The 22,822-nt window shown below is 41.5% G+C and carries 21 protein-coding genes; 14 read left to right on the top strand and 7 right to left on the bottom strand.

What is annotated here, in order from left to right:
- The first annotated feature begins 76 nt into the window (after positions 1–76).
- The 3 genes from BLS28_RS19630 to kdsB are packed head-to-tail and all read left to right on the top strand — an operon-like array spanning position 77 to position 2,111.
- Complete coding sequence (locus BLS28_RS19630; protein ID WP_091171513.1) at positions 77–691, top strand: deoxynucleoside kinase; 615 nt, start codon at positions 77–79, stop codon at positions 689–691.
- Positions 692–705: 14 nt separating this feature from the next.
- A complete protein-coding gene (locus BLS28_RS19625; protein WP_091171510.1) occupies positions 706–1,380 on the top strand; it encodes a hypothetical protein in 675 nt (224 codons plus the stop codon).
- A complete protein-coding gene (gene kdsB, locus BLS28_RS19620) occupies positions 1,377–2,111 on the top strand; it encodes a 3-deoxy-manno-octulosonate cytidylyltransferase (protein WP_091171504.1) in 735 nt (244 codons plus the stop codon). Before BLS28_RS19625 ends, kdsB begins: the two co-directional genes overlap by 4 nt.
- Before the next feature lie 234 nt (positions 2,112–2,345).
- Here kdsB and BLS28_RS30965 read toward each other — a convergent pair whose 3' ends face one another.
- Positions 2,346–2,489, bottom strand: coding sequence for a hypothetical protein (locus tag BLS28_RS30965; protein WP_176844519.1), 144 nt, complete (start codon positions 2,487–2,489; stop codon positions 2,346–2,348).
- Positions 2,490–2,645: 156 nt separating this feature from the next.
- Here BLS28_RS30965 and pyrG point away from each other — a divergent pair, with 156 nt between their 5' ends.
- The 5 genes from pyrG (at position 2,646) to BLS28_RS19595 (ending at position 9,040) form a co-directional block, all read left to right on the top strand.
- Positions 2,646–4,256, top strand: coding sequence for a CTP synthase (gene pyrG / locus BLS28_RS19615; RefSeq protein WP_091171501.1), 1,611 nt, complete (start codon positions 2,646–2,648; stop codon positions 4,254–4,256).
- A gap of 22 nt (positions 4,257–4,278) precedes the next feature.
- Positions 4,279–6,129 carry a membrane protein insertase YidC gene (gene yidC, locus BLS28_RS19610; protein WP_091171497.1) on the top strand — a complete coding sequence of 617 codons (1,851 nt, stop codon included), beginning with the start codon at positions 4,279–4,281 and terminating at the stop codon, positions 6,127–6,129.
- A 225-nt stretch (positions 6,130–6,354) separates the two neighbouring features.
- Positions 6,355–7,719, top strand: a complete 1,365-nt coding sequence (locus BLS28_RS19605; RefSeq protein ID WP_091171493.1) for an exonuclease domain-containing protein — start codon at positions 6,355–6,357, stop codon at positions 7,717–7,719.
- Complete coding sequence (locus BLS28_RS19600) at positions 7,719–8,327, top strand: transposase (RefSeq protein WP_091171489.1); 609 nt, start codon at positions 7,719–7,721, stop codon at positions 8,325–8,327. Before BLS28_RS19605 ends, BLS28_RS19600 begins: the two co-directional genes overlap by 1 nt.
- Before the next feature lie 176 nt (positions 8,328–8,503).
- Entirely contained in the window at positions 8,504–9,040 is a 537-nt protein-coding gene (locus BLS28_RS19595; RefSeq protein ID WP_091171485.1) for a pyridoxamine 5'-phosphate oxidase family protein, read from the top strand.
- Between the two features lie 335 nt (positions 9,041–9,375).
- Here the strand turns inward: BLS28_RS19595 and BLS28_RS19590 are convergent, their stop codons facing one another.
- Positions 9,376–11,268 carry an alpha/beta hydrolase family protein gene (locus BLS28_RS19590; protein WP_218134479.1) on the bottom strand — a complete coding sequence of 631 codons (1,893 nt, stop codon included), beginning with the start codon at positions 11,266–11,268 and terminating at the stop codon, positions 9,376–9,378.
- Positions 11,269–11,502: 234 nt separating this feature from the next.
- Between BLS28_RS19590 and BLS28_RS19585 the strand changes: the two genes are divergently transcribed.
- A complete protein-coding gene (locus BLS28_RS19585) occupies positions 11,503–11,874 on the top strand; it encodes a hypothetical protein (RefSeq protein WP_091171479.1) in 372 nt (123 codons plus the stop codon).
- 17 nt (positions 11,875–11,891) lie between these two features.
- Here the strand turns inward: BLS28_RS19585 and BLS28_RS19580 are convergent, their stop codons facing one another.
- Positions 11,892–13,865 carry an alpha/beta hydrolase family protein gene (locus tag BLS28_RS19580; protein WP_091171594.1) on the bottom strand — a complete coding sequence of 658 codons (1,974 nt, stop codon included), beginning with the start codon at positions 13,863–13,865 and terminating at the stop codon, positions 11,892–11,894.
- 229 nt (positions 13,866–14,094) lie between these two features.
- Here BLS28_RS19580 and BLS28_RS19575 point away from each other — a divergent pair, with 229 nt between their 5' ends.
- The 5 genes from BLS28_RS19575 to BLS28_RS19555 all read left to right on the top strand — a co-directional run bounded on the left by BLS28_RS19575 (position 14,095) and on the right by BLS28_RS19555 (position 19,288).
- Entirely contained in the window at positions 14,095–15,249 is a 1,155-nt protein-coding gene (locus BLS28_RS19575; protein WP_091171477.1) for an exo-alpha-sialidase, read from the top strand.
- 135 nt (positions 15,250–15,384) lie between these two features.
- Complete coding sequence (locus BLS28_RS19570; RefSeq protein WP_091171475.1) at positions 15,385–16,044, top strand: hypothetical protein; 660 nt, start codon at positions 15,385–15,387, stop codon at positions 16,042–16,044.
- A gap of 55 nt (positions 16,045–16,099) precedes the next feature.
- The gene (locus BLS28_RS19565; RefSeq protein WP_091171473.1) at positions 16,100–17,020 is read left to right on the top strand and encodes an ABC transporter ATP-binding protein; all 921 of its coding nucleotides are present in this window, start codon (positions 16,100–16,102) and stop codon (positions 17,018–17,020) included.
- Positions 17,013–18,266 (top strand): ABC transporter permease, encoded by a 1,254-nt coding sequence (locus tag BLS28_RS19560; RefSeq protein ID WP_091171470.1) that lies wholly within the window; start codon positions 17,013–17,015, stop codon positions 18,264–18,266. The genes BLS28_RS19565 and BLS28_RS19560 overlap by 8 nt, the downstream gene beginning before the upstream one ends.
- 95 nt (positions 18,267–18,361) lie before the next feature.
- Positions 18,362–19,288: a Ppx/GppA phosphatase family protein gene (locus BLS28_RS19555; RefSeq protein ID WP_091171468.1), complete on the top strand. Its 927-nt coding sequence runs from the start codon at positions 18,362–18,364 to the stop codon at positions 19,286–19,288.
- Between the two features lie 279 nt (positions 19,289–19,567).
- On the opposite strand, the gene BLS28_RS19545 is transcribed toward BLS28_RS19555, so the two are convergent.
- Genes BLS28_RS19545 through BLS28_RS19530 form a run of 4 tightly spaced genes read right to left on the bottom strand, consistent with a single transcriptional unit; the run spans position 19,568 to position 22,715 of the window.
- Positions 19,568–19,846, bottom strand: a complete 279-nt coding sequence (locus BLS28_RS19545; RefSeq protein WP_091171461.1) for a hypothetical protein — start codon at positions 19,844–19,846, stop codon at positions 19,568–19,570.
- The gene (locus BLS28_RS19540; RefSeq protein WP_091171458.1) at positions 19,843–21,240 is read right to left on the bottom strand and encodes a radical SAM protein; all 1,398 of its coding nucleotides are present in this window, start codon (positions 21,238–21,240) and stop codon (positions 19,843–19,845) included. Before BLS28_RS19540 ends, BLS28_RS19545 begins: the two co-directional genes overlap by 4 nt.
- Positions 21,233–21,985, bottom strand: coding sequence for a prolipoprotein diacylglyceryl transferase (locus BLS28_RS19535; RefSeq protein WP_091171455.1), 753 nt, complete (start codon positions 21,983–21,985; stop codon positions 21,233–21,235). The genes BLS28_RS19540 and BLS28_RS19535 overlap by 8 nt, the downstream gene beginning before the upstream one ends.
- A 22-nt stretch (positions 21,986–22,007) precedes the next feature.
- A complete protein-coding gene (locus tag BLS28_RS19530; RefSeq protein WP_091171451.1) occupies positions 22,008–22,715 on the bottom strand; it encodes a carboxypeptidase-like regulatory domain-containing protein in 708 nt (235 codons plus the stop codon).
- Positions 22,716–22,822: the final 107 nt, after the last annotated feature.

Below are 22,822 nucleotides of genomic sequence, written 5' to 3'. Positions count from 1 at the left end.
CATTTCAAAACAGCGGGTGTTCTTCGTTAAAAACATCAGCTATGAACCATGAACTATAACCCATGAACTAAAATATATGCATTTAGCTATTGTAGGAAATATCGGCGCCGGAAAGACCACCCTTACCGAGATGCTGACCAAAAATTACGGATGGGACCCTTTGTATGAAGCAGTAGATAACAACCCCTATTTAGAGGATTTTTACAGCGACATGAAGCGCTGGAGCTTTAACCTGCAAATCTACTTCCTGAATAGCCGTTACCGCCAGATCATCGATATCCAAAAAAGCGGGCGTAATATTATACAGGACCGCACCATTTACGAGGATGCCTATATTTTTGCCGAAAACCTGCACGATATGGGTCTGATGACCACGCGCGACTACGAAAACTACGAATCAATTTTTCAAAATATCACCGAGTTTATTAAACCGCCCGATCTGTTGGTTTACCTTAAAGCATCTGTACCTACCCTGGTAAGCAATATTCAGCGCCGCGGCCGTGAGTATGAAATAGGTATCCGTTTAGATTATCTTTCCAAACTGAACGAAAAGTATGATAAATGGATCAACAACTATAAATTAGGCAAACTGTTGATCCTTGATAAGGATAATCTGGATTTTGCTAACAATACTGAGGATATGGCTACCATTGTAAACCTTATTGAAAGGGAGATTAACGGGCTGTTTTAATAGTTTAATAGGGTATGAAGAAGTTTTTGATCTTCGCTTTATTATCTATTCTTTTATTCTCCTGCGAACATAGTTCAGAAAAACAAGTAAATATCAGCACATGGCATCTGCTCAGTTTGAATGGTTTCAAACTATGGTTGCCTCCTAACTGGCATTTTCAACAGGAACAAGGCATAGACTCTTTTGTAGGTAGAATTATTGCTCCAACCGATACTCTTTCTTTCGAAATCAGTTCGATGGGGTACGCTAATAACCCATTACTATCAGAACAGGAGTATATAAAAACTAACGATTGGCAACGCGGATGTGATTTTTGCGATAGAGAACGTACATATAGTGACGCCCCCAATATAAAAGTCAAAATCTCAATACATAAACCTACAGCTAAGCAAAAAAGCAAATTTCCTAAGGCTGACTACATCGCAAATATGCTTACTAAGGACAGCACAGTGTATATTCCGATAGAAATCCCTGCAGAGATAAAAGATCACAACTTTAATGAAGAGTCGAAACAAGATTTTATTATAAAAACAATCTGGCCAAAAAATCCTTCAAAAGGAATTACTGGTATTTATTATCAAAGTAAATCATCAACTTTAAACTTCCAACTGTCAGGCCGTAATTTATCAAAGCAGGATCAGGAATTAGCTTTGCAAATGTTTAAAACCATTGTAATAAAAATCAAATGAAAATCTTAGGCATTATCCCAGCCCGTTACGCGTCATCCCGTTTTCCCGGTAAACCATTGGTTGATATCGGCGGTAAAACTATGATCCAACGTGTATATGAGCAGGCAAAAAAATGCCGGAGCCTGAGTGAGGTTATCGTGGCTACCGATGACGACCGGATCTTTAACCACGTAAACGGTTTTGGCGGCGTTGCGGTGATGACAGGTGCCAACCACCAAAGCGGTACCGACCGTTGTGCCGAAGTTGCCCGCCTGCACCCCGGGTATGATGTGATCATCAATATCCAGGGCGATGAGCCTTTTATTGACCCTGAGCAGATCACCAAATTAACAGCCTGCTTTAACGATCCTGATACCCAACTGGCCACTCTTGTAAAAAGGATCCTGACCGAGCAGGAACTGCATAATACCAATTCGCCCAAGGTGGTGATCAATAAATTATCCGAAGCTATTTATTTCTCCCGTGCTACCCTGCCCCATATCCGCGGCCAGGAGCCCGAGAACTGGCTCGAATTTCACACCTTTTTTAAACACATTGGCATTTACGGTTATCGCGCAGATATATTGCAGGAAGTTACCAAACTATCGGTATCCCCGCTTGAAAAGGCAGAAAGCCTTGAGCAACTTCGCTGGATAGATAATGGCTACCGCATTAAAGTTGCAGAAACCGAACTGGAAACCCATGCCGTTGATGTACCGGAGGATTTGGAGAAATTGAAGTTTGATATATAGTTTCTGATTTAATCCTCCCAATTATAAGTTAACACTTCTTGTAGTGATAACATTGTTATTCTTAATCCATATAAGATTAAGCGCGCCGCGTAAAGGCTTTAAAACACAATTTCAGTAACCGCGGTTGAGTTGGAAAAGTCATTATAGTCTGTACTGCTACCCATGTAAACAAACAGGCCAACAGTGCCGAAACAGCAGCTTTTTGGAGGCACAGCTCGAGAAAAAAGGCTGAAATTACGTATTCATTATATCAGATGGTAACCGGGCAGCGTCACCGGCCAAACCACCCGTTACGGGAACCTTACCAGGATTATCGCCGTTAAAGCCATCAACCAGTTCACTTCCGTTTATAAAAGTATCCGCTTCAAAAACGCGCATAATACACTCTGTAAAAACCGATTACAAACAAAAGATATTTACAGTTCTATTTTTTGAAAAACAGATATACCGAAGCGTGAAAATTTTCTTACTTTTGTATCCCGTACAGAAACAATTGGCCGTGGTATAAAAGCCCGGTCATTTTCAAAAAAAATCATGACTAAATATATTTTTGTTACGGGCGGTGTTACCTCATCGTTAGGAAAAGGTATAATCTCTGCTTCTTTAGCCAAACTCCTTCAATCGCGCGGTTACCGCGTAACCATCCAAAAGTTTGATCCTTACATCAATATTGATCCGGGAACACTTAACCCTTATGAGCACGGCGAATGCTATGTAACCGAAGACGGTGCAGAAACCGATCTTGACCTTGGCCACTACGAGCGTTTTCTGAACACTCCTACGTCAAAGGCCAACAACATCACTACCGGCCGCATTTATCAAAATGTAATTAATAAAGAACGTGAAGGGGCTTTTTTAGGAAAAACTGTACAGGTAGTGCCCCACATTACCGATGAAATAAAAAGAAACTTCCGCATATTGGGCGAAAGCGGCGATTACGATATCGTGATCACCGAGCTTGGCGGTACTGTAGGCGATATTGAATCATTACCATATATTGAGGCTGTAAGGCAATTCCGCTGGGAAATTGGATCGGCTAACTCTCTGGTTATCCATCTTACACTGGTACCATTCCTTGCAGCAGCAGGCGAATTAAAAACCAAACCTACGCAGCACTCGGTAAAAATGTTATTAGAGTATGGTATCCAGCCCGATATCCTGGTTTGCCGTACCGAACACCACCTTACCAACGATATCCGCAAAAAGATAGCGCTGTTTTGTAACGTGAATATCAATGCTGTTATTGAGTCGATTGACGCACCAAGTATTTACGATGTACCCCTGTTAATGCTGAAAGAACAGCTTGACAAAACCGTATTGACCAAATTAAAACTTCCGCACAAAAATGAGCCAAACCTTGAAAACTGGAAGGAGTTTCTTGGTCGCCTCAAAAACCCAACTGCTGACGTGCGCATTGCGCTGGTTGGTAAATATGTGGAGTTGCCGGATGCTTATAAATCTATTACCGAAGCCTTTATCCATGCGGGCGCTAAACAGGAATGTAAAGTGCGGGTTGAATATATCCCTTCGGAACAGCTTACGCCCGAAAACGCTGTTGAAAAATTAAAAGGTATGCATGGCGTACTGGTTGCCCCAGGATTTGGCGAGCGTGGTTTTGAAGGCAAGATCCAGGCTATCCGCCATGTGCGCGAAAATAATATCCCTTTCTTTGGTATTTGTTTAGGTATGCAATGTGCGGTAGTTGAGTTTGGCCGTAACGTATTAGGTTTTGAGGGTGCCAACAGTACCGAAATGAATCCCGAAACCCCTTACCCGGTTATCGGCATGATGGAAGATCAGAAAAACATCACCAACAAAGGCGGTACCATGCGTTTAGGCGCTTATCCCTGCGATATTAAAAAAGGCACTAAAGCAGCGGCTATTTACGGAAAAAACCACATTTCGGAAAGGCACCGTCACCGTTATGAGTTTAATAACGAGTATCTTAAGCAATATGAGGCCGCCGGCCTTACCCCATCCGGCATAAATCCTGACAATGGCCTGGTGGAGATTGTTGAGTTAAAAAACCACCCGTTTTTTGTTGGTTCGCAATTTCACCCCGAATTAAAATCAACAGTTGCTAATCCACACCCACTTTTTATTAACTTTGTCGCCGCTTCGCTGGCTTATGCCCGCAAAAAATAAGTAATTGTACGATAATTAGATAATGGATAAAAATACGTTTACAGGATTATTCCTGATCATGGCGATCATTGCCGGCTCGATATACTTTTTAAAGCCATCAGAAGCCGACCTTAAAAAAGAGCGCGAGGTACAGCACCAGGATTCGCTGAAAAAAGCTGGTGCCGCTGTAGCTGCCGCTGCTGCTAAAACCACAGCTAAGTTTGATACCGCCAAAACAGCCAAAGTTGACTCGGCCTTGTTAAAAATGCCTTTCGGCGCCGCATCTGTTGGTAAAGAAGAGTTTGTTACCATTGGTAATAAAGAGTTGCTTATTAAATTAAGCACCCACGGAGGCAAAGTAGCTTCCGTTGAGTTAAAAAACTACAAAACTTTTGATAAGAAGCCCCTGGTGCTTTTCAGTGGTGACAATAACCAATTTGGATTGAAGTTTGCCGCCGGTGTTGCCAATATCAATACCAACAATTACTATTTTACCCCAAGTGCAAAAGAACTTAACATAGCCGAAAAAGATTCAGGTTCGGTTACTATGCGTTTGAGCTATAGCCCCACCCAATATATTGATTATGTATACAGTTTAAAAGGTGATGGTTTTAAACTTGGGCTAACCATTAAGCCTACCGGTCTTGACGGCGTTATTGCCAACAGCAGCACCATTAACCTTAACTGGGCCACCAGCCTGCGCAAACAGGAAAAAGACATCAAAATGGAGCGTCAGTATTCAACGGTGTACTATTATAATACCGATGGGGATGCTGATTACCTAAGCGAAGGCAAAAACGATCAAAAAAGCATCAGCGATAAAAAAATGGCCTGGGTTGCTTTTAAACAGCACTTCTTTTCAAATGTGCTGATAGCTAAAGGCGGCATTACCAAAACAGATGTTGCTGTTGCTACTGATTTTAACGATACCACCGATGTAAAACAAATGAAAGCCGACCTGTCGCTTACCCGCGGCACAGATGGTTCTTTACCCTTGGAGTTTTACTTTGGACCCAACCGTTTTAATACGCTTAAAGACCAGGGGCATGACCTTGATAAACTGGTTAACCTTGGCTGGGGACCATTAAAATACATCAACCGTTTCGCGGTATTGCCGGTATTTAACTTCCTTAACAAGTTTAACTGGAACTATGGTCTGATCATCCTGGTATTGACTGTATTGCTTAAGCTGGTATTATCACCTCTTACTTACAAGTCATACCTTTCAATGGCCAAAATGCGTGTGCTGAAGCCCGAAATGGATGAAATTAAAGCTAAAGTTGGTGAGGATAACCCTACGTTGTTACAACAGGAGTACCTAAAGCTGTACAAAAAGGCAGGTGTTAACCCATTGGGCGGCTGTTTACCATTGCTGATCCAGATGCCTATAGTTATTGCGTTCTTCCGCTTTTTCCCAAGTTTATTTGAGCTAAGGGGCGAAAGTTTCCTGTGGATGCATGATCTTTCAACTTATGATTCGGTTATTAAATTCGCTCCGATAGCTTTCCTTGGCGGCGTTAACCACATTAGTTTAATGTGTTTACTGATGACCATTTCAACGTTGATCTATACTTATTTCAACAACCAGATCTCCGGTGCTACAGGGCAAATGAAATACATTGGTTACATCACTCCTTTGGTATTCCTGTTCACGCTTAACAGCTACCCTGCCGGTTTGAACTATTATTACTTTTTGGCCAACATGTTCACCTTTTTACAGCAATACCTGATCAAATTCATGGTTGATGATAAAAAGATCCATGCCCAGATCCAGGAAAACAAAAAGAAACCTGAAGATAACTCTAAGAAGAAAAAATCGGGCTTTGGTGCCAAAATGGAAGAAATGATGCGTCAGCAACAACAGATCCAGGCTAATAAGAATAAGAAGTCTTAAGTTTTTAGTCTTTAGTCTTTAGTCGGAAGTCCGCAGTCGGAAAGTCCGAAAGATATTTAAGCCCCTGGGAAAGTTTCTCAGGGGCTTTTCTTTTGCCTTTCTGTTTTTATAAGCTGGGCGATCCTTTTTAAACAAAAAACTTTCCGACTGCGGACTTTCCGACTTCCCGACTTTTTTAAACTCAACTAAAATAATTAGCAAATTTTGTATTACATTTGAAATATCATGTATGCAATTGTCGATATAGAAACCACCGGGGGGCATGCAAGTGCTAATGGTATTACCGAGATTGCCATATGCATACATGATGGCAAAAAGGTTGTGAAGCGCTTCGAAACGCTTGTGAACCCGCAGCGTGAAATCCCTATTTATATCAGTGCGCTAACCGGCATTACCAATGAGATGGTGCAGAACGCTCCTCCTTTTGAAGATGTAGCTGCAGATATTTATCACCTTATTCACGGTAAGATCTTTGTTGCCCATAATGTAAACTTCGATTTTTCTTTTGTAAGATATCACCTTGCTGCTGCGGGATATGATTTGCAAACCAATAAGCTGTGCACGGTAAGGCTTGGTCGCAAGATACTGCCCGGTTTACCATCATATAGCCTTGGCCGGTTATGCAAACATTTAGGTATTGATAACCAAAGTCGCCACAGGGCTATGGGGGATGCAGAAGCTACTGCTGAGTTATTTACCTTGCTGCTGAACAGCGACACGGAGAACCATATCAAACAATCCCTTAAGCAAGGTTCAAAGGATCAGGTGTTGCCGCCTAACCTATCTAAAAAGGATATAGACCAGTTGCCTTATACACCAGGTGTATATTATTTTCATGATCAAAAAGGCAAGGTAATATATGTAGGTAAAGCCAAAAACGTTAAAAAACGCGTAAGCAGCCATTTCACTGGCAATAACCCAGGCTTTCAACGCCAGGAATTTTTACGTAATATTTACCAGATCAGCTATCAGCTTTGCGGTACCGAGCTTATAGCCTTTGTACTGGAAGCTATTGAAATTAAACGCCTGTGGCCTAAATACAACCGTTCGTTGAAACGCTTTGAAAACGCTTTTTGTCTTTATGCTTTTGAAGATCAGCGTGGCTATATTCGCCTGGCGGTTGATAAATACCGTAAATACAGCGACCCGATATATACCTGCAATTCTCTGCTTGATGGCTATAACCTGCTCAACAAACTGATAGAAGGTTTTGACCTTTGCCCTAAGCTTTGTTTTATACAAAAAAACAATGAGCCATGTACCGGTACAGCCGGGAGTGCATGCGCGTGTGAAGGTGTTGAAACTCCGGAAAGTTATAATGAGAAGGTAAACAATGCCATTGATCAGCTTAAACAAGCCTTGCCAACTTACGCTATCCGGGATGAAGGCCGTACCGGCGATGAACATAGTTGTATCCTGGTAGAAAAAGGTCAGTTTTATGGTATGGGTTATATCTCCCATTATTTTGACGCGGATAACGTACAGCAACTCAAAAGCCATCTTACACCCTACCCGGGGAATGATTACATCAAAAATATTGTAGCTACTTACGCTTCCAAATATCCCGATAGGATGGTGGTATTTGGGTAATGCTTGATATTAACTTACGAAGTTTTAAAAACTTCGTAAGTTTGGTTGACCGATTGACAAATCTACAAGTGAAAATAAGCGACAACACCTACTATCACATTTACAACCGGGGTAATAATAAAGAACCTATCTTTTTCGAAAACGATAATTACATTTTCTTTCTGAACCAATTCAAGAAACACGTTTTACCCTTTTGCGAAGTATATGCTTATTGCCTGATGCCAAACCACTTTCACTTTTTTATCATGGTAAACGATCAGCAGTCGTTTGAAACTGGTATCAAAAACTTTTTTATCTCTTATTCAAAAGCAATCAATAAAAAATATAATAGAGTTGGCAGCTTATTTCAAGGTAGATACAAAGCTTCAGAAATTGATTCTGATAGTTACTATACAAGGATTATCACTTACATACATCAAAATCCAGTGATCGCCAATCTTGTAACAGACATCAGCGATTATAAATACTCATCTTACCCAGCTTATTTATCAGCAAAAAAAACTGTATTGAACAAACATGATGTATTAGAATGGTTTGGAGGTTTGGAACATTTCATAAATGATCACAAAATCTCTGTTGATGAGCGTGATATACCTTATGTAAAATAGCACGATGCTTTTCTTGGTGCACTGTAAAACTTACGAAGTTTTGAAAACTTCGTAAGTTAAATCCACCCAAAACACCATCACTTATAAATAAATAATTATCCATTAAGTTAAAACACCGCACACAATTGAGTTTTTGATTGGTTACTCTTATAACATTTACCAACAAAACTTAAAACATGGATAGTATCAATCAACAACAGCCGGAAGATAACATGCAAGACCTTAACGGTCAGGAGGCATTGGCTAAAATCAAGGAACTTGCCGAAAGTGCTAAAAGCTGCTTTTTTGTAAGTAACATTAAAACAGGTGTACCTGCTTCCGTGCGACCAATGTCTGCGCAGAAAATTGATGAGGAAGGTAATTTCTGGTTTCTAAGCGCTAATGACAGCCACAAAAACGACGAGCTGGCTAAAGACCCATTTGTTCACCTGCTTTTCCAGGGATCAGGATATTCTGATTTTTTAAATCTCTACGGAATTGCAACTATCACCGAAGACAAGGAAAAGATCAAAGAACTATGGGAACCCACATTAAAAGTATGGTTTACCGAAGGTATTGACGATCCGCGCATCAGCGTTATTAAAGTTGAACCTACCGAGGGCTATTACTGGGATAATAAGCATGGTAATGCCATCGCATTTGTAAAACGGCTCGCCGGTGCTGCTATTGGTAAAACCATTGATGATTCGGTTGAAGGAAAGCTTACTGTCTGAAATCAGAATTTTCAGAATTATTGAATTACAGAATAAAAGACGAGGTTGTATCATAAATCAAATTGACGCCCCTTGGTGTTGTATTACCTTTGAATTGAAGTTTAGCCGATCATATTTATACAAAAAGGGGGTTAACACATTTTTGGCCTAAAAACACTTAATTATTTGATTATAAATAGTTTAAGTAAAAATTACCACTAAATTATGTTAACCCTGTTAACCCCCTTTTTGTCAGTAGAGCCGACCCAAAACTATATATAGCTTGAGTATCCGAATAAGTCAAAAAAAGGCCGTATCACGATTATTTATGATACAGCCTCGTTAAATGCGCTTTATCAAAAAGCTCCTCCTTTAGGGGGCTGGGGGGATAAATATTTGTCAAACCATTCAATATATCGCTGCAGCCTGTCAACCTGGTAACTGGGTACAGTGATACCGTGATATTGGCCGGGATAAAGTACCAACTGAGTAGGTACCCCTTGTGACCGTAGCGCTTCATACATTTGCTCCCCTCCTCCCGTTGGCACATTAAAATCTTTTAGGCCAGACATGAATTGCGTTGGGGTTTTTATCTTATCAGCATGGAAAAACGGATACGATAATTTGATGTATTTATCAGCATTTTTCCATGGTGCGCCAAGTTCATTATCATATTGTACAATCCATTGATCCGATCCATAAATGGCTAATTGCAACGCACTGCCTGCTCCGCTCGACGCCGCCTTAAAGCGGGGGTCGGTTGCTATAGTATAATTGGTAAGAATGCCGCCGTAGCTCCAACCTCCAATTCCGAGGCGGTCTTTATCTGCTATGCCAAGTTTAACTAATTCATCTACCGCACCAAGCAGGTCTTTCACTTCTTTATTGCCCCAATCGGCATAAATAGCTTTAGTGTATTCAATCCCTCTGCCAGTGCTGCCGCGGTAATTTACAGCGGCAACGGCATAGCCGGCGCAGGCCAGTGTTTGCCTGATCTCGTCAAACTCAAACTCGTCCTGATCTGTAGGGCCGCCATGAATGTAAAGGATAAATGGCATTTTTTTAGTCACCACGCTATCGGGCGTATACAAAATACCCGAAACCAGTGTACCATCGCTGCTAAACGACTGGAAGCCCTTTACATAAGCCAGCTTAACCTCGCTCAGCCATTTTTCCTGGTGAAAAGTTAAGCGCCGGATCCTGCCATTTTCAATAGCCACCAATTCGTTGGGTATGTATGGTGTAGTCATTTTGCCTACCCATATACCCAAGGAATGACCGATGATATCAGAAAAACTGCATTCGTTACCTTTATAAACCAATATTGATTTACGGGTAAGCAAGTTATATCTGTTGATATAACGGATCCTGTCGCTGCTTACCAAGTATTCAAGGTCTTTACCATCCTTGCTCCATGCAATATTGCTGACAGGCCTATCCAGTTGGTCAGTTAATGAACGGTTGTTTTTTCCGTCGGCATCCATCAGGTACAAAACATCGTGCTGATAAATAAAATAATCAGCATCGCTTGTGGAGCGCAGGTAAGCTATGCGCTTGCCATCCGGGCTCCACATCGGGTTAATATCATGGCCGGTAAATGTTGTTAATTGGTTAGGCTCGGCTCCCGCTTTAGCTGCAATCGTAAAAATATCTGTATTTTCATTCCGGTCAGGATCAATAGTATGGTTACTTACATAGGCAATAGTTTTCCCGTCCGGGCTCCATTGCGGCGAGCTATCATCCATGTTGCCGCTGGTAAGGGTGTCAAGCTTTTTTGAACCCACATCATACAGGTATAAATGCGAATGCAAATGCTGCAGATATCCTTCAATATCCTGTTTAAAATGATAACGGTCTATCCTTATCGGTGGTGTAGTTTTCGGTGCCTCTTTTCCTTTGTTTTCAGGGTCTTTGATAATTAATGCCAGCTTCTTATTATCTGGCGACCATACATATTCTTTTATCTCGCCTTTAATGTCGGTGAGTTTATGCCCTTCTCCGCCACGCCTGTCCATCATCCAAACCTGGCCACCATTTTTTGAATCCTTTTCAGACAGGTAGGAGATAAACTTACCATCCGGCGTCCATTTTGGGGTAGATGCGGGCTCATCACCATAAGTAAGCTGAATGGATTGCTTACCATCGAAGCTTTGCATCCATAGGTGCGATACGCGTTTATCTTTTGCGGTGTCTACCTCAGATAGCTCATAAACCAGCCATTTGCCATCGGGTGATAGCTGAGGGGCCATCAGCGTTGGCTGTTTATAAAGATCAGTGGGCTTAAGCGGCTTTTTTGTTGTTTGAGCAGAAACAACGTTAAAGATTAAAACCGCTATAATTAAAAGTACGTTTTTATGCATAGGATTGCAATTGACCGGAAAATTACTAATTAAACCACCCAATATTATCACAAGGTTTTTATTATTGCATTGTTTTGAAAAAACGACGTTCCATTATTTGTATTACCCATTAAAATCAGCATCATGCATAATGACTATCAGAAATTAAGCAAAAAAGACAAAAAGATCGTCAGAGCACTAATTGATAAAGGCATTGCCGAGGATTTTAAACGCGGGATGCAACATTTCGATCAGCTTATTCAGCAATTAAAAAGCAGCCCTGAAACACCACAGGAACAATATTATAAATTATACAACGAGGTTCGGGACTTCGACAAACAAATATCCAGAATGTATGATCGCCTTACCGGTTCACATTTTCTTAACATCCTGGCAAATCAGATACTGCAAACACTCATTGATGAAGCTGAACTTGACGAATTATCACCGGAAGCCAAAGATCAGATCACTTCAGACGTAAGATTTATGAGATCAATGCAATCCATCAATTCTTGAACTACTTCCCGTTAACCCTACTTTTTCAAATACTTGTCATACCAGTCAACGTAGCGCTGCAGCCGGTCAACCTGGTAACTTGGCTTGGTAAGACCGTGAAATTGATTAGGATATAATATCAATTCGGTTGGAATACCTTGAGATCTCAACGCCTCATACATCTGCTCGCTGCCGATGGTCGGCACATTAAAATCTTTCAGGCCAGACATGAACATGACCGGCGTTTTTATTTTATCGGCATGAAAAAACGGGTAAGAGATCTGGATCCATTTATCGGCATTTTTCCAGGGTGTGCCTATCTCATTTTCGTATTGCAATACATATTGGTCACTGCCATAAACCGAAAGCTGTAACGCGCTGCCGGCACCACTGGCCGCGGCCTTAAAACGGGTATCAGATGCTATGGTATAATCTGTAAGGATGCCACCGTAACTCCACCCGCCTATGCCCAGCTTATCGGGATTTGCTATACCTAACTTTTCTAGTTGGTCAACCGCGCCAAGCAAATCTTTAACTTCTTTATTACCCCAATCGGCATAAATGGCTTTACAATAATCAAGGCCCCGGCCGTTACTTCCCCGGTAATTTACCGCTGCTACCGCATAACCGGCGGCAGCCAATGTTTGCCTTGTAGCATCAAACCCAAATTCATCCTGCCCTACCGGCCCGCCGTGAATAAACAGGATGAGTGGATATTTTTTATTAGGAACACTATCGGGCGTAAAAACAATACCTGATACCTTGGTACCGTCAACACTTGTTGACTCAAAGCCTTTTGCGTATGCCAATTGCACTGTATTTAACCATTCCTCATGATGAAATGTAAGCCGGCGCAGCTTTTTATCTTCTAAGGCAAATAATTCGGCAGGTGTGTAAGGATCTGTTTTTTGTACTATCCAATTGCCCGAAAGATTGGTAGCTATATCGTTAAAAACATAATCGCCCTTGTTTATTGTAGTGATCTTTCCGCTGTTGATATTGATATTGGCCAGATAACGGGCACGGTCGTCCGTTACAATAAATACAATGTTCTTGCTGTCTTTAGCCCAGGTTTGTGCCCCGGCCGGACGATCAAGCTGAAGCGTGAGCGGTTTATTATTTTGGCCAACCACATCCATAATGCAAACCACGCTCTGATCATACATCATGTAATCGGCATCACTGGTTGAACGGAGATAGGAAATTAATCTGCCATCAGGGCTCCATTGAGGGTTGCCGTCCCTACCCTTCCATGTGGTAAGCTGAAGCATGCTGGCGCCGGAGCGGGCATCAATAGTAAAAATATCAGTATTTTGATTCCTGTCGGGATCGGCACTGCGATTGCTTACAAACGCAATTGTTTTGCTATCCGGCGACCATACCGGCGAGCTTTCGTCTTTATCGCCCCGGGTTAAGGTGTCAAGCTTTTTAGTGGCAACATCAATTAAATAAAGGTGGCTATGCAAGTGCTGAAGATACCCTACTATATCCTGTTTAAAATGATAACGGTCAATAACTATGGGCTTTGGAGTTTTAGGTTCCTCTTTACCTTTGTTTTCCGGGTCGCCTATAACCATTACCAGGCGCTTGCCATCCGGGCTCCAGGCATAGTCGCTCAGATCGCCTTTAATGTTGGTTAGCTTAGCACCCTCACCACCGCGGCGGTCGATCAACCAAACTTGTGAGCCCGTTTTTGAATCGCGCGAGGATAGGAACGACAAATATTTACCGTCCGGGCTCCAGCGCGGGGATGAGGCTGCTTCATCACCATGAGTTAGCTGGATAGATTCTTTACCATCAAAACTCTGCATCCACAAATGGGACACGCGGCGGTCTTTAGCCGTATCAACATCCGATACACTATAAGCAACCCATTTGCCATCGGGCGATAATTGCGGATCACTTACCGTTGGAATCCGATAGACATCGGCAGGTTTCAAAGGCTTTTTTTGTTGGGCAGATACATTAAAGACAGCAGAAAGCGTGAGTATAAGGAATAAGGCTCGCTTCATAAATGATGTATTTTGATAGAGCCCGTAATTTAGTAAAAGAACCTTGATTTTTAGGATAAAAGGGATTGCCATGATTTTATTACAAAAGATTGGCATATTTATTAATGACTGTGGCTTCAGAATAACGGATGCTACATTTTATTAGCACTACTCCCGCGGGAACCTGGCTTTAATTTGGCAAATTTCAACTCCGCTTTTACTAACCGGATAATTTGTGTTAATTAGGATCATGTCTGCAAAACTCAAGCTTCTTTTTGTTATCTGTCTTTTTTCATCCGTTCTTAATACCCACGCACAAACCCCGGCCATTCGCAACAATTATCAAACCGAAGCTGGAGTGCCGAGGCTAAACATTGAACGATCAATGATCTACTCGCCGGATAAAGAGTGGCTTTACAACCATCACGCATCTATTATCCATTTCAAAGACCGCTTTGTGGCAATATGGAGCAATGGAATGGTTGATGAGGATTCACCGGGGCAAAGGGTAGTTTATGCAACTTCTAAAGATTTTAAACACTGGTCGCCGTTGAAAACATTAGCCAGTCCGGGTAAAATCAACGATACGCTCACAGTACTCACTGCCGCCGGGCTTTATCAGTATAAAGGAACCTTGGTAGCCTACTACGGCGATTACGACAAACACCGCAATAGCACCCATTTATGGGCTAAGACCAGCACCGACGGCGAACATTGGAGCGGGCCGCTTGATATGCATTTGCCTGTTGTACCAAACCATGGACCTGAAGTTACCAATAGCGGGAGGCTGATCATCAGCGGTAATTTCACTTTTCCTTATACAGATGATCCCCACGGACTTTCGGGCTGGAAGCTAAGCAGTTTTTATCCCGATTCTCTTTACAAACAGGATAACCCAGCTATGTTTTATGCACCCGCTGCAAAATCAGGGTTGCCGCCGCTTTGCGAAGGATCGTTTTTCCAAACGGACGACAACATTTTACACATGCTGCTCAGGGTAACCGGTAAAGGCTGGAAAGGTCATTTATGGCTCACCGAAAGCAACGACAATGGCAAAAGCTGGTCGCGGCCGGTTGAGGCCCCCTTTTCGGATAATGACAGCAAGTTTCACTTAGGTAGGTTGCCGGATAAACGCTTTTATTATGTGGGCATCCCCGATACCCTGCACCATTATGACCGTAATCCGCTGGTGCTCTCGTTGTCAAAAAATGGAAAAAGCTTCGACAAAAACTATATTATTGCCAATGAATTGTATCACCTTAAAAAAGAAGGCTTATGGAAAGGCGGGCAATATGGTTACCCACACACCATTGTTTATAATGGCTACATGTACATAATCATTTCGAGGCAAAAGGAAGCAATTGAAACGCTCAGGTTTAGTTTAAAAGCAACTGAAATAAATTAACTAATCAGGCTATTAAGTAAGCAGCATAATTTGTTTCAAAACAATCACGCCGTTTTTTTTATTTCAATAAACAGCCATGCCTTATTATTATCTTTAAGCCAATTGTAATATTTATTAATTCAACCTATCCTGCTCATGAAACCTACACGCGATACCGCTTACCTCACTATTGCTGCATGCGTTATTAGTATGTTAGCTCTGATACTCCTGTACGCCATGCAAACCATTTCATTCACGGTACCGGATGTAGTAAGACCTACGCTTTCGTTTGCACCTGTCATTTGTTTTGCCTGGTTAATGATATTTGTGATAGGTGTTTTAAAATATACCAACGAAAAACCTTTTATAGTTAACGTGTTCATCATTTATATGATTTATAGCGTTATATCGGGCTTAGTTAATACAGCCATCGGCATTTTTCAAATTACCAGAGAATCATTAATTATATTTTACCAGATCCATGGAGCTATTAACATGATGGTAATAATATGTATTGTGATTATGGCCGCCTTATTACGTAATACGGTATTCAAGTTACCACTGCTGCTTTTTACCTTAAGTGAGCTATTTATTATTGTATTTTACATGGTTGTACCGATGGTGCTTCCCCTTATCGGAACTTCCAGCTATATTCTCTATATCCGCTACATCGGGCTCGTGTATCTGATTGTTCCGACAACCGGAATTTATATTGCAGTAACCGCTTTAAATGCGCTTAATAGCCAACAATTGGAAAAGCCATTTTATGACATTGAAAAGCCCAATTGGCCACCATATGATAAACCCAACCTGTAACTTTTTCTGCTTAACCTGATCTAACAGAAAAAAACAGATACATAAACCTTAATAAATGCTAAGCATCCGCAATATTGTTAAACAATACGCCGGTCACCGTGCACTAAGTGATGTAAGTTTGGAAGTTGAAAGCGGGCAGATTTTTGGTCTGCTTGGCCCTAACGGCGCCGGTAAAACTTCGCTTATCCGTATTGTGAACCAAATTACTGCTCCCGATTCGGGCGAAATCTATTTTAACGGCGAAAAACTCAACCAGTCGCACATTGAACGTATAGGTTACCTGCCCGAGGAACGTGGCCTGTATAAAAAGATGGAGATAGGTGAGCAAATGATCTATCTGGCCCGTTTAAAAGGGTTAAGCCGTGCTGAAGCCCAAAAGCGTCTTAAATTTTGGTTTGAGAAGCTGGAGATGGAAACCTGGTGGAAAAAGAAAATAGAAGAACTGTCAAAAGGTATGCAGCAAAAGGCGCAGTTTGTAGCAACCGTACTGCATGAGCCCGATTTGATCATACTGGATGAACCTTTCAGCGGATTTGACCCAGTGAATGCAGAACTCATTAAAGACGAGATATTAGAATTGAACGAAAAAGGTGCAACTATACTCTTTTCTACCCACCGCATGGAATCAGTAGAGGAACTTTGTGACGCTATAGCGCTCATTCATAAATCGCATAAGATACTGGATGGTAAGGTTAAACACATCCGCAACTCGTATCGCAATGAAACCTATTTTGTTGAATATACCGGCGAACAGATAGCATTTGACGGCAACCAGCCATTTGAACTGGTTAGCGAAACCCATGCCGATGATGGCAGTCATACCATCAAGATAAAGCTTACGCGCGAGAATAATTCAAACGATGTTTTGCAGTACCTTATCCCAAAAGCAAGGGTAAATATGTTACAGGAGGTAATACCCAGCATGCATGAAATTTTCATTGAAAAAGTTAACCTAAACTCAGCCGGCCATGAATAAAGTATTACTCATTATACAGCGCGAATACCTGACACGGGTACGCAAAAAATCATTCATCATCATGATATTCGTGGTGCCGTTGCTGATATTGGTTATGGGCATTGTGGTAAAGATGGTTGCAGATAGCAGCGATAAACTATCATCGTTGCAAACAGTTAACGTGATTGATAAAAGCGGTGATTTCGCTAATAGGTTTCATGATGCCAATAATGTAAAATTTACCTATGCGCTCACCGATCTTAAATCATCCAAACAACTGCTAAAGGATAGCGAGGGTATCTCTATTTTGTATATCCCTGTAAATTACACACAAAAAGATTCGGTACAGATCTTTTCAAAAAAGAAGGCCTCTATACCCTTGTCTGAAGAAATTGAAAAGCAGATGAGCGATATAGCCTTTTCAAACAACCTCATCAGGCATCATATTGATACAGCACTTTTAAAAAGCATAAAGCGAACCAACATCTCGGTTAGTGCCATTGAAATTTCAGATAAAGGCGATAAGAATGCTAATATCGGCGCCAATATTTTAATTGGTATAGCTTGTGCTATCATTATTTATATTTCGCTGTTTATATATGGCGGACAGGTAATGCGCGGCGTTATTGAAGAAAAAACAAACCGTATTATAGAGGTGGTGATATCTTCAGTAAAACCATTTCAATTAATGCTCGGCAAGATCATCGGTGTGGGCCTGGTTGGCTTAACTCAGTTTAGTGCCTGGATAATTTTATCCATTATATCTACCAAAATCGCCGGACATTCTTTTAACTCGCCTACCAGTCCTATGGTAAATGCGCTTGCAGTATTACAAACTATACCATTTGGGTATATCATGGGCTGCTTTATATTTTACTTTTTAAGCGGCTATCTGTTGTACGCAGCGCTGTTTGCAGCTGTTGGCTCGGCAGTTGACAGCGAAACGGAAACCCAGCAATTCATGTTTCCTATTACCCTGCCCTTACTGTTCACTTATTTTTTAGCTGTATCAGTATTGTTCCGCGCGCCGGATAGCCCGCTGGCAGTATGGCTGTCCATGATTCCTTTTACTGCACCTGTAGCCATGATGGTACGGATCCCGTTTGATCCACCGGGATGGCAGGTAGCAGTATCCATGTGTATGATGGTAGTAGGCTTTTTATTTACCACTTATGTGGCCGCACGGATCTATCGGGTAGGTGTATTAATGTACGGTAAAAAAGCAAGCTATAAAGAACTGGCCAAGTGGTTTTTTTATAAAGAATAATTTTTATTTCGGACATCGGATGTTCGATTTCGGATTTACTGAATAAAATCCCCGGGAATAGTTAAACAATTTCGGGGATTATTTATTTTAGCCGTATGAGTAAACGCGTTGCAGTAATGGATTTAGGTACCAATACCTTCCATTTATTGATTGCCGAAGGGGACATCCATAACTATCATGAAATTGTACATATTACTGAAGCTGTTAAGTTAGGAGAGGGAGGCATTAACAAGGGGTATATTTTGTCTGATGCTTTTCAGCGCGGCATAAATACCATGCAACACTTTCAGAAACTTATACAGGCCAATAATGTTGACGGTGTTAGGGCGATAGCAACTTCGGCCTTGCGGAGCGCATCAAACGGCAAAGATTTCATCAAAGAAGTTAAGGCCAAAACAGGCATTGGTATTGAAATTATTGATGGCGAACAGGAAGCCGGTTTTATTTATAATGGTGTAAAGTTAAGCGGTTGCTTATCGGCCAAAAACTCCCTGATCATGGATATTGGCGGAGGCAGCGTTGAATTTATTTTGGGCAACGCCGATAAGATCCTGTGGAAACAAAGTTTTGAAGTTGGCGCGGCACGCCTTATGGACCAGTTCCACCGTACCGATCCTATTCCGCCGGCATCTATCGAGGCTATGAATTTATATCTTGAGGATACACTGAATGATTTGTTCATTGCCACTACAGGCATTGAAATTGACACCCTTGTTGGCTCGTCGGGCTCATTTGAAACTTTTGCAGGATTGATTGAAACAGAAAAGGCCCAGCCCTTTGATTTAAAGAGTATTCAGCATTATGATTTTGATGAGGAAGAACTGTTAACCATCACCAATAAACTCATCCTCTCGAGCCATAAAGAACGTTTGGGTAATCCGGGGATTATCCCGGTACGGGTTGATATGATTGTAGCTGCATCGTTAGTTACCCGTTTCATTATGCATGCGCTGGATATTCATAAGGTGAGTATGTGTACCAATTCGTTAAAAGAAGGGGTTTTGGCGGGGATGTTAACCTAAATGGAGAAAACAACCCAGCATGACGAAAAACCGATCAGCAGAACAACAAGCGCACTAAACAAAAATTCTTTTCTCAAAGCAAAAATTGCCAATATTAGGCACAGTACTACGTGCAAAAAAATAAAAATCGCTTCAGCTAATATAATAAGCTCCTCATTAGCAACCCATCTGAAATATATGGTATAAGCTACCAATATCGATAGATTGATACCTACAACTATCATTTTTTTGCTGCCAGGGTCTTTCTTCTGCGTTTCCATTATAGCAACTTGTGAGATACTAAATCCTTATCATTGCAACACACGTTGAAAAACCAATTACTAAAACCAGTAAGCCGCCTAAAAACCAACTCCACTTACGGAAATACAATGAAAGTATAATACAAACAATCACCTGGGCAACCATTAGCAGCCCAGCTATTACACCGCCATCGGTCAGCAGACTAAGCAAGGTATAACCAACAAATACTGCCAGGTTAATTCCGACTATCTTGATTCCACCTTGGGGCTTGTTGCCAGGAAGCTGATTGGGTGGTTGTAATTGTTCTTCCTCTGTCATACCAAAATTTCTCCTCTTAATTGTTCAAGATATTCCCGCTTATCGTCCCTGTAAAAAATGTTCATGGTTTCAAAAGGGATGATCTGCATGTCTTTATTTACGATGTGCACACATGATTTTTTGATAGCCCGAACATCAAAATTCTGCGCATCTATAAATTGCATAATGATCACCCTGAACAGGTTATCATAGCTTAAACTTGGCGCGTCAATTTCAGGCAGGCAGCATAACAACGAGTGCAGGTGTTCTTTAGCTTTATCAACCGAATTACCTGTGCTGAACATATTAAGCAGATGGCCCTTCAGGCGTTCATCGTTTTCATAAACAATGGTATTTTTTGAGTTATCCAACAGGTCATCCGGGTTTATCATCCGGGTCAGCGGAATCACTTCGCCTCCAAGCTTAAGGGCATAACCCATCACCAGGGCATCCGGGTTACAAGGTACCGGGATCAGGTCGTTTTTATTGAATACACTGGTTTGTTCAAGTATCGCGTTACGTACTTCGGTTAGGGTGTAACGGTCGGTTTGTTCATTAAAATTCTCTAACCTGCCGGCCTGTTGCGTAGGCTGAAAAGTTACGCCGCGAACACAGGGTTGCTGCAACGCGTATTCAATAATTGCACCTAATTCATCGGTATTTAAACCTTTTTGCAAAGTGACTACCAACGTTGTGGACAGATTATACTTATTGAGATTTTCAATAGCCTTCTGCCTTACTTCGCGCAAATCCTCACCGCGCAACTGCTCAAGTGCCTCTTTTTTGAAAGAATCAAATTGCAGGTAAATCTCAAAATCGGGCATGTATGTGGCCAGCCGCTTTACAAAATTTTCATCTTTAGCTATGCGGATGCCGTTGGTGTTTACCATTAAATGCTTAATAGGCTTTTTCTTGGCAATATCCAGGATCTCAAAAAACTGCGGGTGCACCGTAGGTTCTCCCCCGCTGATCTGCACCACATCGGGCTGACCTTCATTTGCCACTACAACATCCAGCATTTGTTCTATTTCGGTCAAAGTGCGGTGCCTGCCGTAGGTGGGCGATGACATGGCATAGCAGGTAGGGCAGCTTAAATTACACCTGTCGGTTACTTCAACAACGGTAAGGCACGAGTGCTGCTCATGATCCTGGCACAAGCCGCAATCATAAGGGCAACCATAATGCATTTTGGCATTGAACTTAAGCGGCATCTCACTTCGCTTTGCATAGTTGCGACAGTTTTTATAATATTCCACATCTGTGGCAATCAGCACCTTTTCAAAACCATGCCGGCGGCAGTTTTTAAGCATGTAAACCTTATTATCCTCAAAAACAATCTTGGCATCAACCCGTCGTAAACAGGTGGAGCAAATGCTTAACGTAAAATCATAGTATATATACGGGCGTTCAGGCATGGTTTGCAAACAGCTTTTTAGGATATAAAAATACTTTATAATAATACAAAATACCGGCGAGAGAAACTAACTGAATTACCGATAAACCAAAACCAAAAAAGTAATCGGGCTTAATAAATTCAACCAGTAGCCTGAAAACAAGGTAACTTGCCATGAATACTTTAAATCGCGCGCCATCGGCAAAACGATAATTTTGTTCAATGAGTTTGAGTACAACCCAAAGCATTCCCCAAAATACAATTTCATATAAATTAGTAGGATGTCGGTGGATGCCGTCACCAAAATCAATAGCCCAGGGCAGGTTGGAGGCTATGCCATAAGTCCCATCTTCCAGCCCGGCCAAAAAACACCCGGTACGGCCAATAACCATAGCCAGGATCAACGGATAAACCATCAAATCGCCAGATGACGCGGTTACCCCCAATTGTTTTTTGGTAAGCTCAACACCTATCAATCCACCAAGCATCCCACCCACTATGGTTTTATTGCCCATAATATAGATGATATTGAAATGCGAGAACAGCAAAGGTGGGTTCTCAAAGATCCCTACAAGGTGCGAGCCAATAAATGCGCCTGCCGCTGCACCGATAAATATGATAAGTCGATGTTCGGTACTGATCTTATCGGCAGTATGTTTCCGCAACCAGGCATAATACTGATAACCTAAAAAGTACGACAGTGTCTCGCAAATAAAATGTACGGGAATTGATGAATTGCCTAAAGGTAGATTTACAGGAAAATGCAAGTTTAGCTTTTATAATAAAGCCCTAAAATATGTTTTTTATTTTATGCCACAGGCGATGAATAAAAGAATGACGCACAAATACACCTCCTACCACAACAAATTGTTCAGTTAGCGGTTCCGGCTCTAATTCTATTTTTATTTGCGACCTGTCAGCTATGTCGGCAAGCCTTATTTCCTGTGTCTTAAAACCGATAAAGCCAACAACAAGGGTATCTGTCTCCGAAAGTTCCAAAAACTTAAATTCGCCATCAACATCAGTGCTTGCACTTTCACCGTTTTTACAATGGACTGTAGCGCCGGGAATCGGAACATTAGTCCCTTTTTCGGTTACAAGGCCTTTTACTAATATTTGAACACCGGTAGGGACAGGTATGAGCAAGTTGCTTTTACGTTGAAACTCTCCTTGCTCAAGGTTGTGCCTGGTTTTGGCTTCAGCTTTTTCAAGTTGGGTTAAGCTTATTATTGCTGCTGTCAGGATACCAATCCATGATAAGGATCGCTTTTTATTTGCGCCAATACCCGCATTAATTTCAATCAGCTGCATTTGGCCAAATCTGCCGCAAACATTATCCTTTGCCGAAAGAAGTTTAATGATCTCGTCATTGCTCATTACCGTAAAATCGATAACCATTTTGCAGCAGTGATAACAATAACGACCGCTGTTAGCGGGCACCATCTGTGACCATTGCTCGTGGCAGGGTTTAGGTATGCTGATTTGTTGAATAGACATTATACCGACGTTTTAATTGATAAATATATTAATTCATCCGGGTGATTAAGCAGTTTATTACAATGATGCTACCAGGCATAAAATTCCATAATTATTTAAAACTTTTT

The organism is Mucilaginibacter gossypii, from assembly GCF_900100945.1.
In the GTDB taxonomy this organism is placed as follows: Bacteria; Bacteroidota; Bacteroidia; order Sphingobacteriales; family Sphingobacteriaceae; genus Mucilaginibacter; species Mucilaginibacter gossypii.
The sequence above is the reverse complement of the archived record's forward strand: the minus strand, read 5'-3'. Positions and strand labels throughout refer to the sequence as shown.

Excerpts from the sequence above, each read along its gene's own strand:
- BLS28_RS19630 (WP_091171513.1), top strand. The coding sequence starts at position 77 with ATGCATTTAGCTATTGTAGGAAATATCGGCGCCGGAAAGACCACCCTT.
- BLS28_RS19625 (WP_091171510.1), top strand. The coding sequence starts at position 706 with ATGAAGAAGTTTTTGATCTTCGCTTTATTATCTATTCTTTTATTCTCC.
- kdsB (WP_091171504.1), top strand. The coding sequence starts at position 1,377 with ATGAAAATCTTAGGCATTATCCCAGCCCGTTACGCGTCATCCCGTTTT.
- BLS28_RS30965 (WP_176844519.1), bottom strand. The coding sequence starts at position 2,489 with ATGCGCGTTTTTGAAGCGGATACTTTTATAAACGGAAGTGAACTGGTT.
- pyrG (WP_091171501.1), top strand. The coding sequence starts at position 2,646 with ATGACTAAATATATTTTTGTTACGGGCGGTGTTACCTCATCGTTAGGA.
- yidC (WP_091171497.1), top strand. The coding sequence starts at position 4,279 with ATGGATAAAAATACGTTTACAGGATTATTCCTGATCATGGCGATCATT.
- BLS28_RS19605 (WP_091171493.1), top strand. The coding sequence starts at position 6,355 with ATGTATGCAATTGTCGATATAGAAACCACCGGGGGGCATGCAAGTGCT.
- BLS28_RS19600 (WP_091171489.1), top strand. The coding sequence starts at position 7,719 with ATGCTTGATATTAACTTACGAAGTTTTAAAAACTTCGTAAGTTTGGTT.
- BLS28_RS19595 (WP_091171485.1), top strand. The coding sequence starts at position 8,504 with ATGGATAGTATCAATCAACAACAGCCGGAAGATAACATGCAAGACCTT.
- BLS28_RS19590 (WP_218134479.1), bottom strand. The coding sequence starts at position 11,268 with ATGGCCCCTCAGCTATCACCCGATGGCAAATGGCTGGTTTATGAGCTA.
- BLS28_RS19585 (WP_091171479.1), top strand. The coding sequence starts at position 11,503 with ATGCATAATGACTATCAGAAATTAAGCAAAAAAGACAAAAAGATCGTC.
- BLS28_RS19580 (WP_091171594.1), bottom strand. The coding sequence starts at position 13,865 with ATGAAGCGAGCCTTATTCCTTATACTCACGCTTTCTGCTGTCTTTAAT.
- BLS28_RS19575 (WP_091171477.1), top strand. The coding sequence starts at position 14,095 with ATGTCTGCAAAACTCAAGCTTCTTTTTGTTATCTGTCTTTTTTCATCC.
- BLS28_RS19570 (WP_091171475.1), top strand. The coding sequence starts at position 15,385 with ATGAAACCTACACGCGATACCGCTTACCTCACTATTGCTGCATGCGTT.
- BLS28_RS19565 (WP_091171473.1), top strand. The coding sequence starts at position 16,100 with ATGCTAAGCATCCGCAATATTGTTAAACAATACGCCGGTCACCGTGCA.
- BLS28_RS19560 (WP_091171470.1), top strand. The coding sequence starts at position 17,013 with ATGAATAAAGTATTACTCATTATACAGCGCGAATACCTGACACGGGTA.
- BLS28_RS19555 (WP_091171468.1), top strand. The coding sequence starts at position 18,362 with ATGAGTAAACGCGTTGCAGTAATGGATTTAGGTACCAATACCTTCCAT.
- BLS28_RS19545 (WP_091171461.1), bottom strand. The coding sequence starts at position 19,846 with ATGACAGAGGAAGAACAATTACAACCACCCAATCAGCTTCCTGGCAAC.
- BLS28_RS19540 (WP_091171458.1), bottom strand. The coding sequence starts at position 21,240 with ATGCCTGAACGCCCGTATATATACTATGATTTTACGTTAAGCATTTGC.
- BLS28_RS19530 (WP_091171451.1), bottom strand. The coding sequence starts at position 22,715 with ATGTCTATTCAACAAATCAGCATACCTAAACCCTGCCACGAGCAATGG.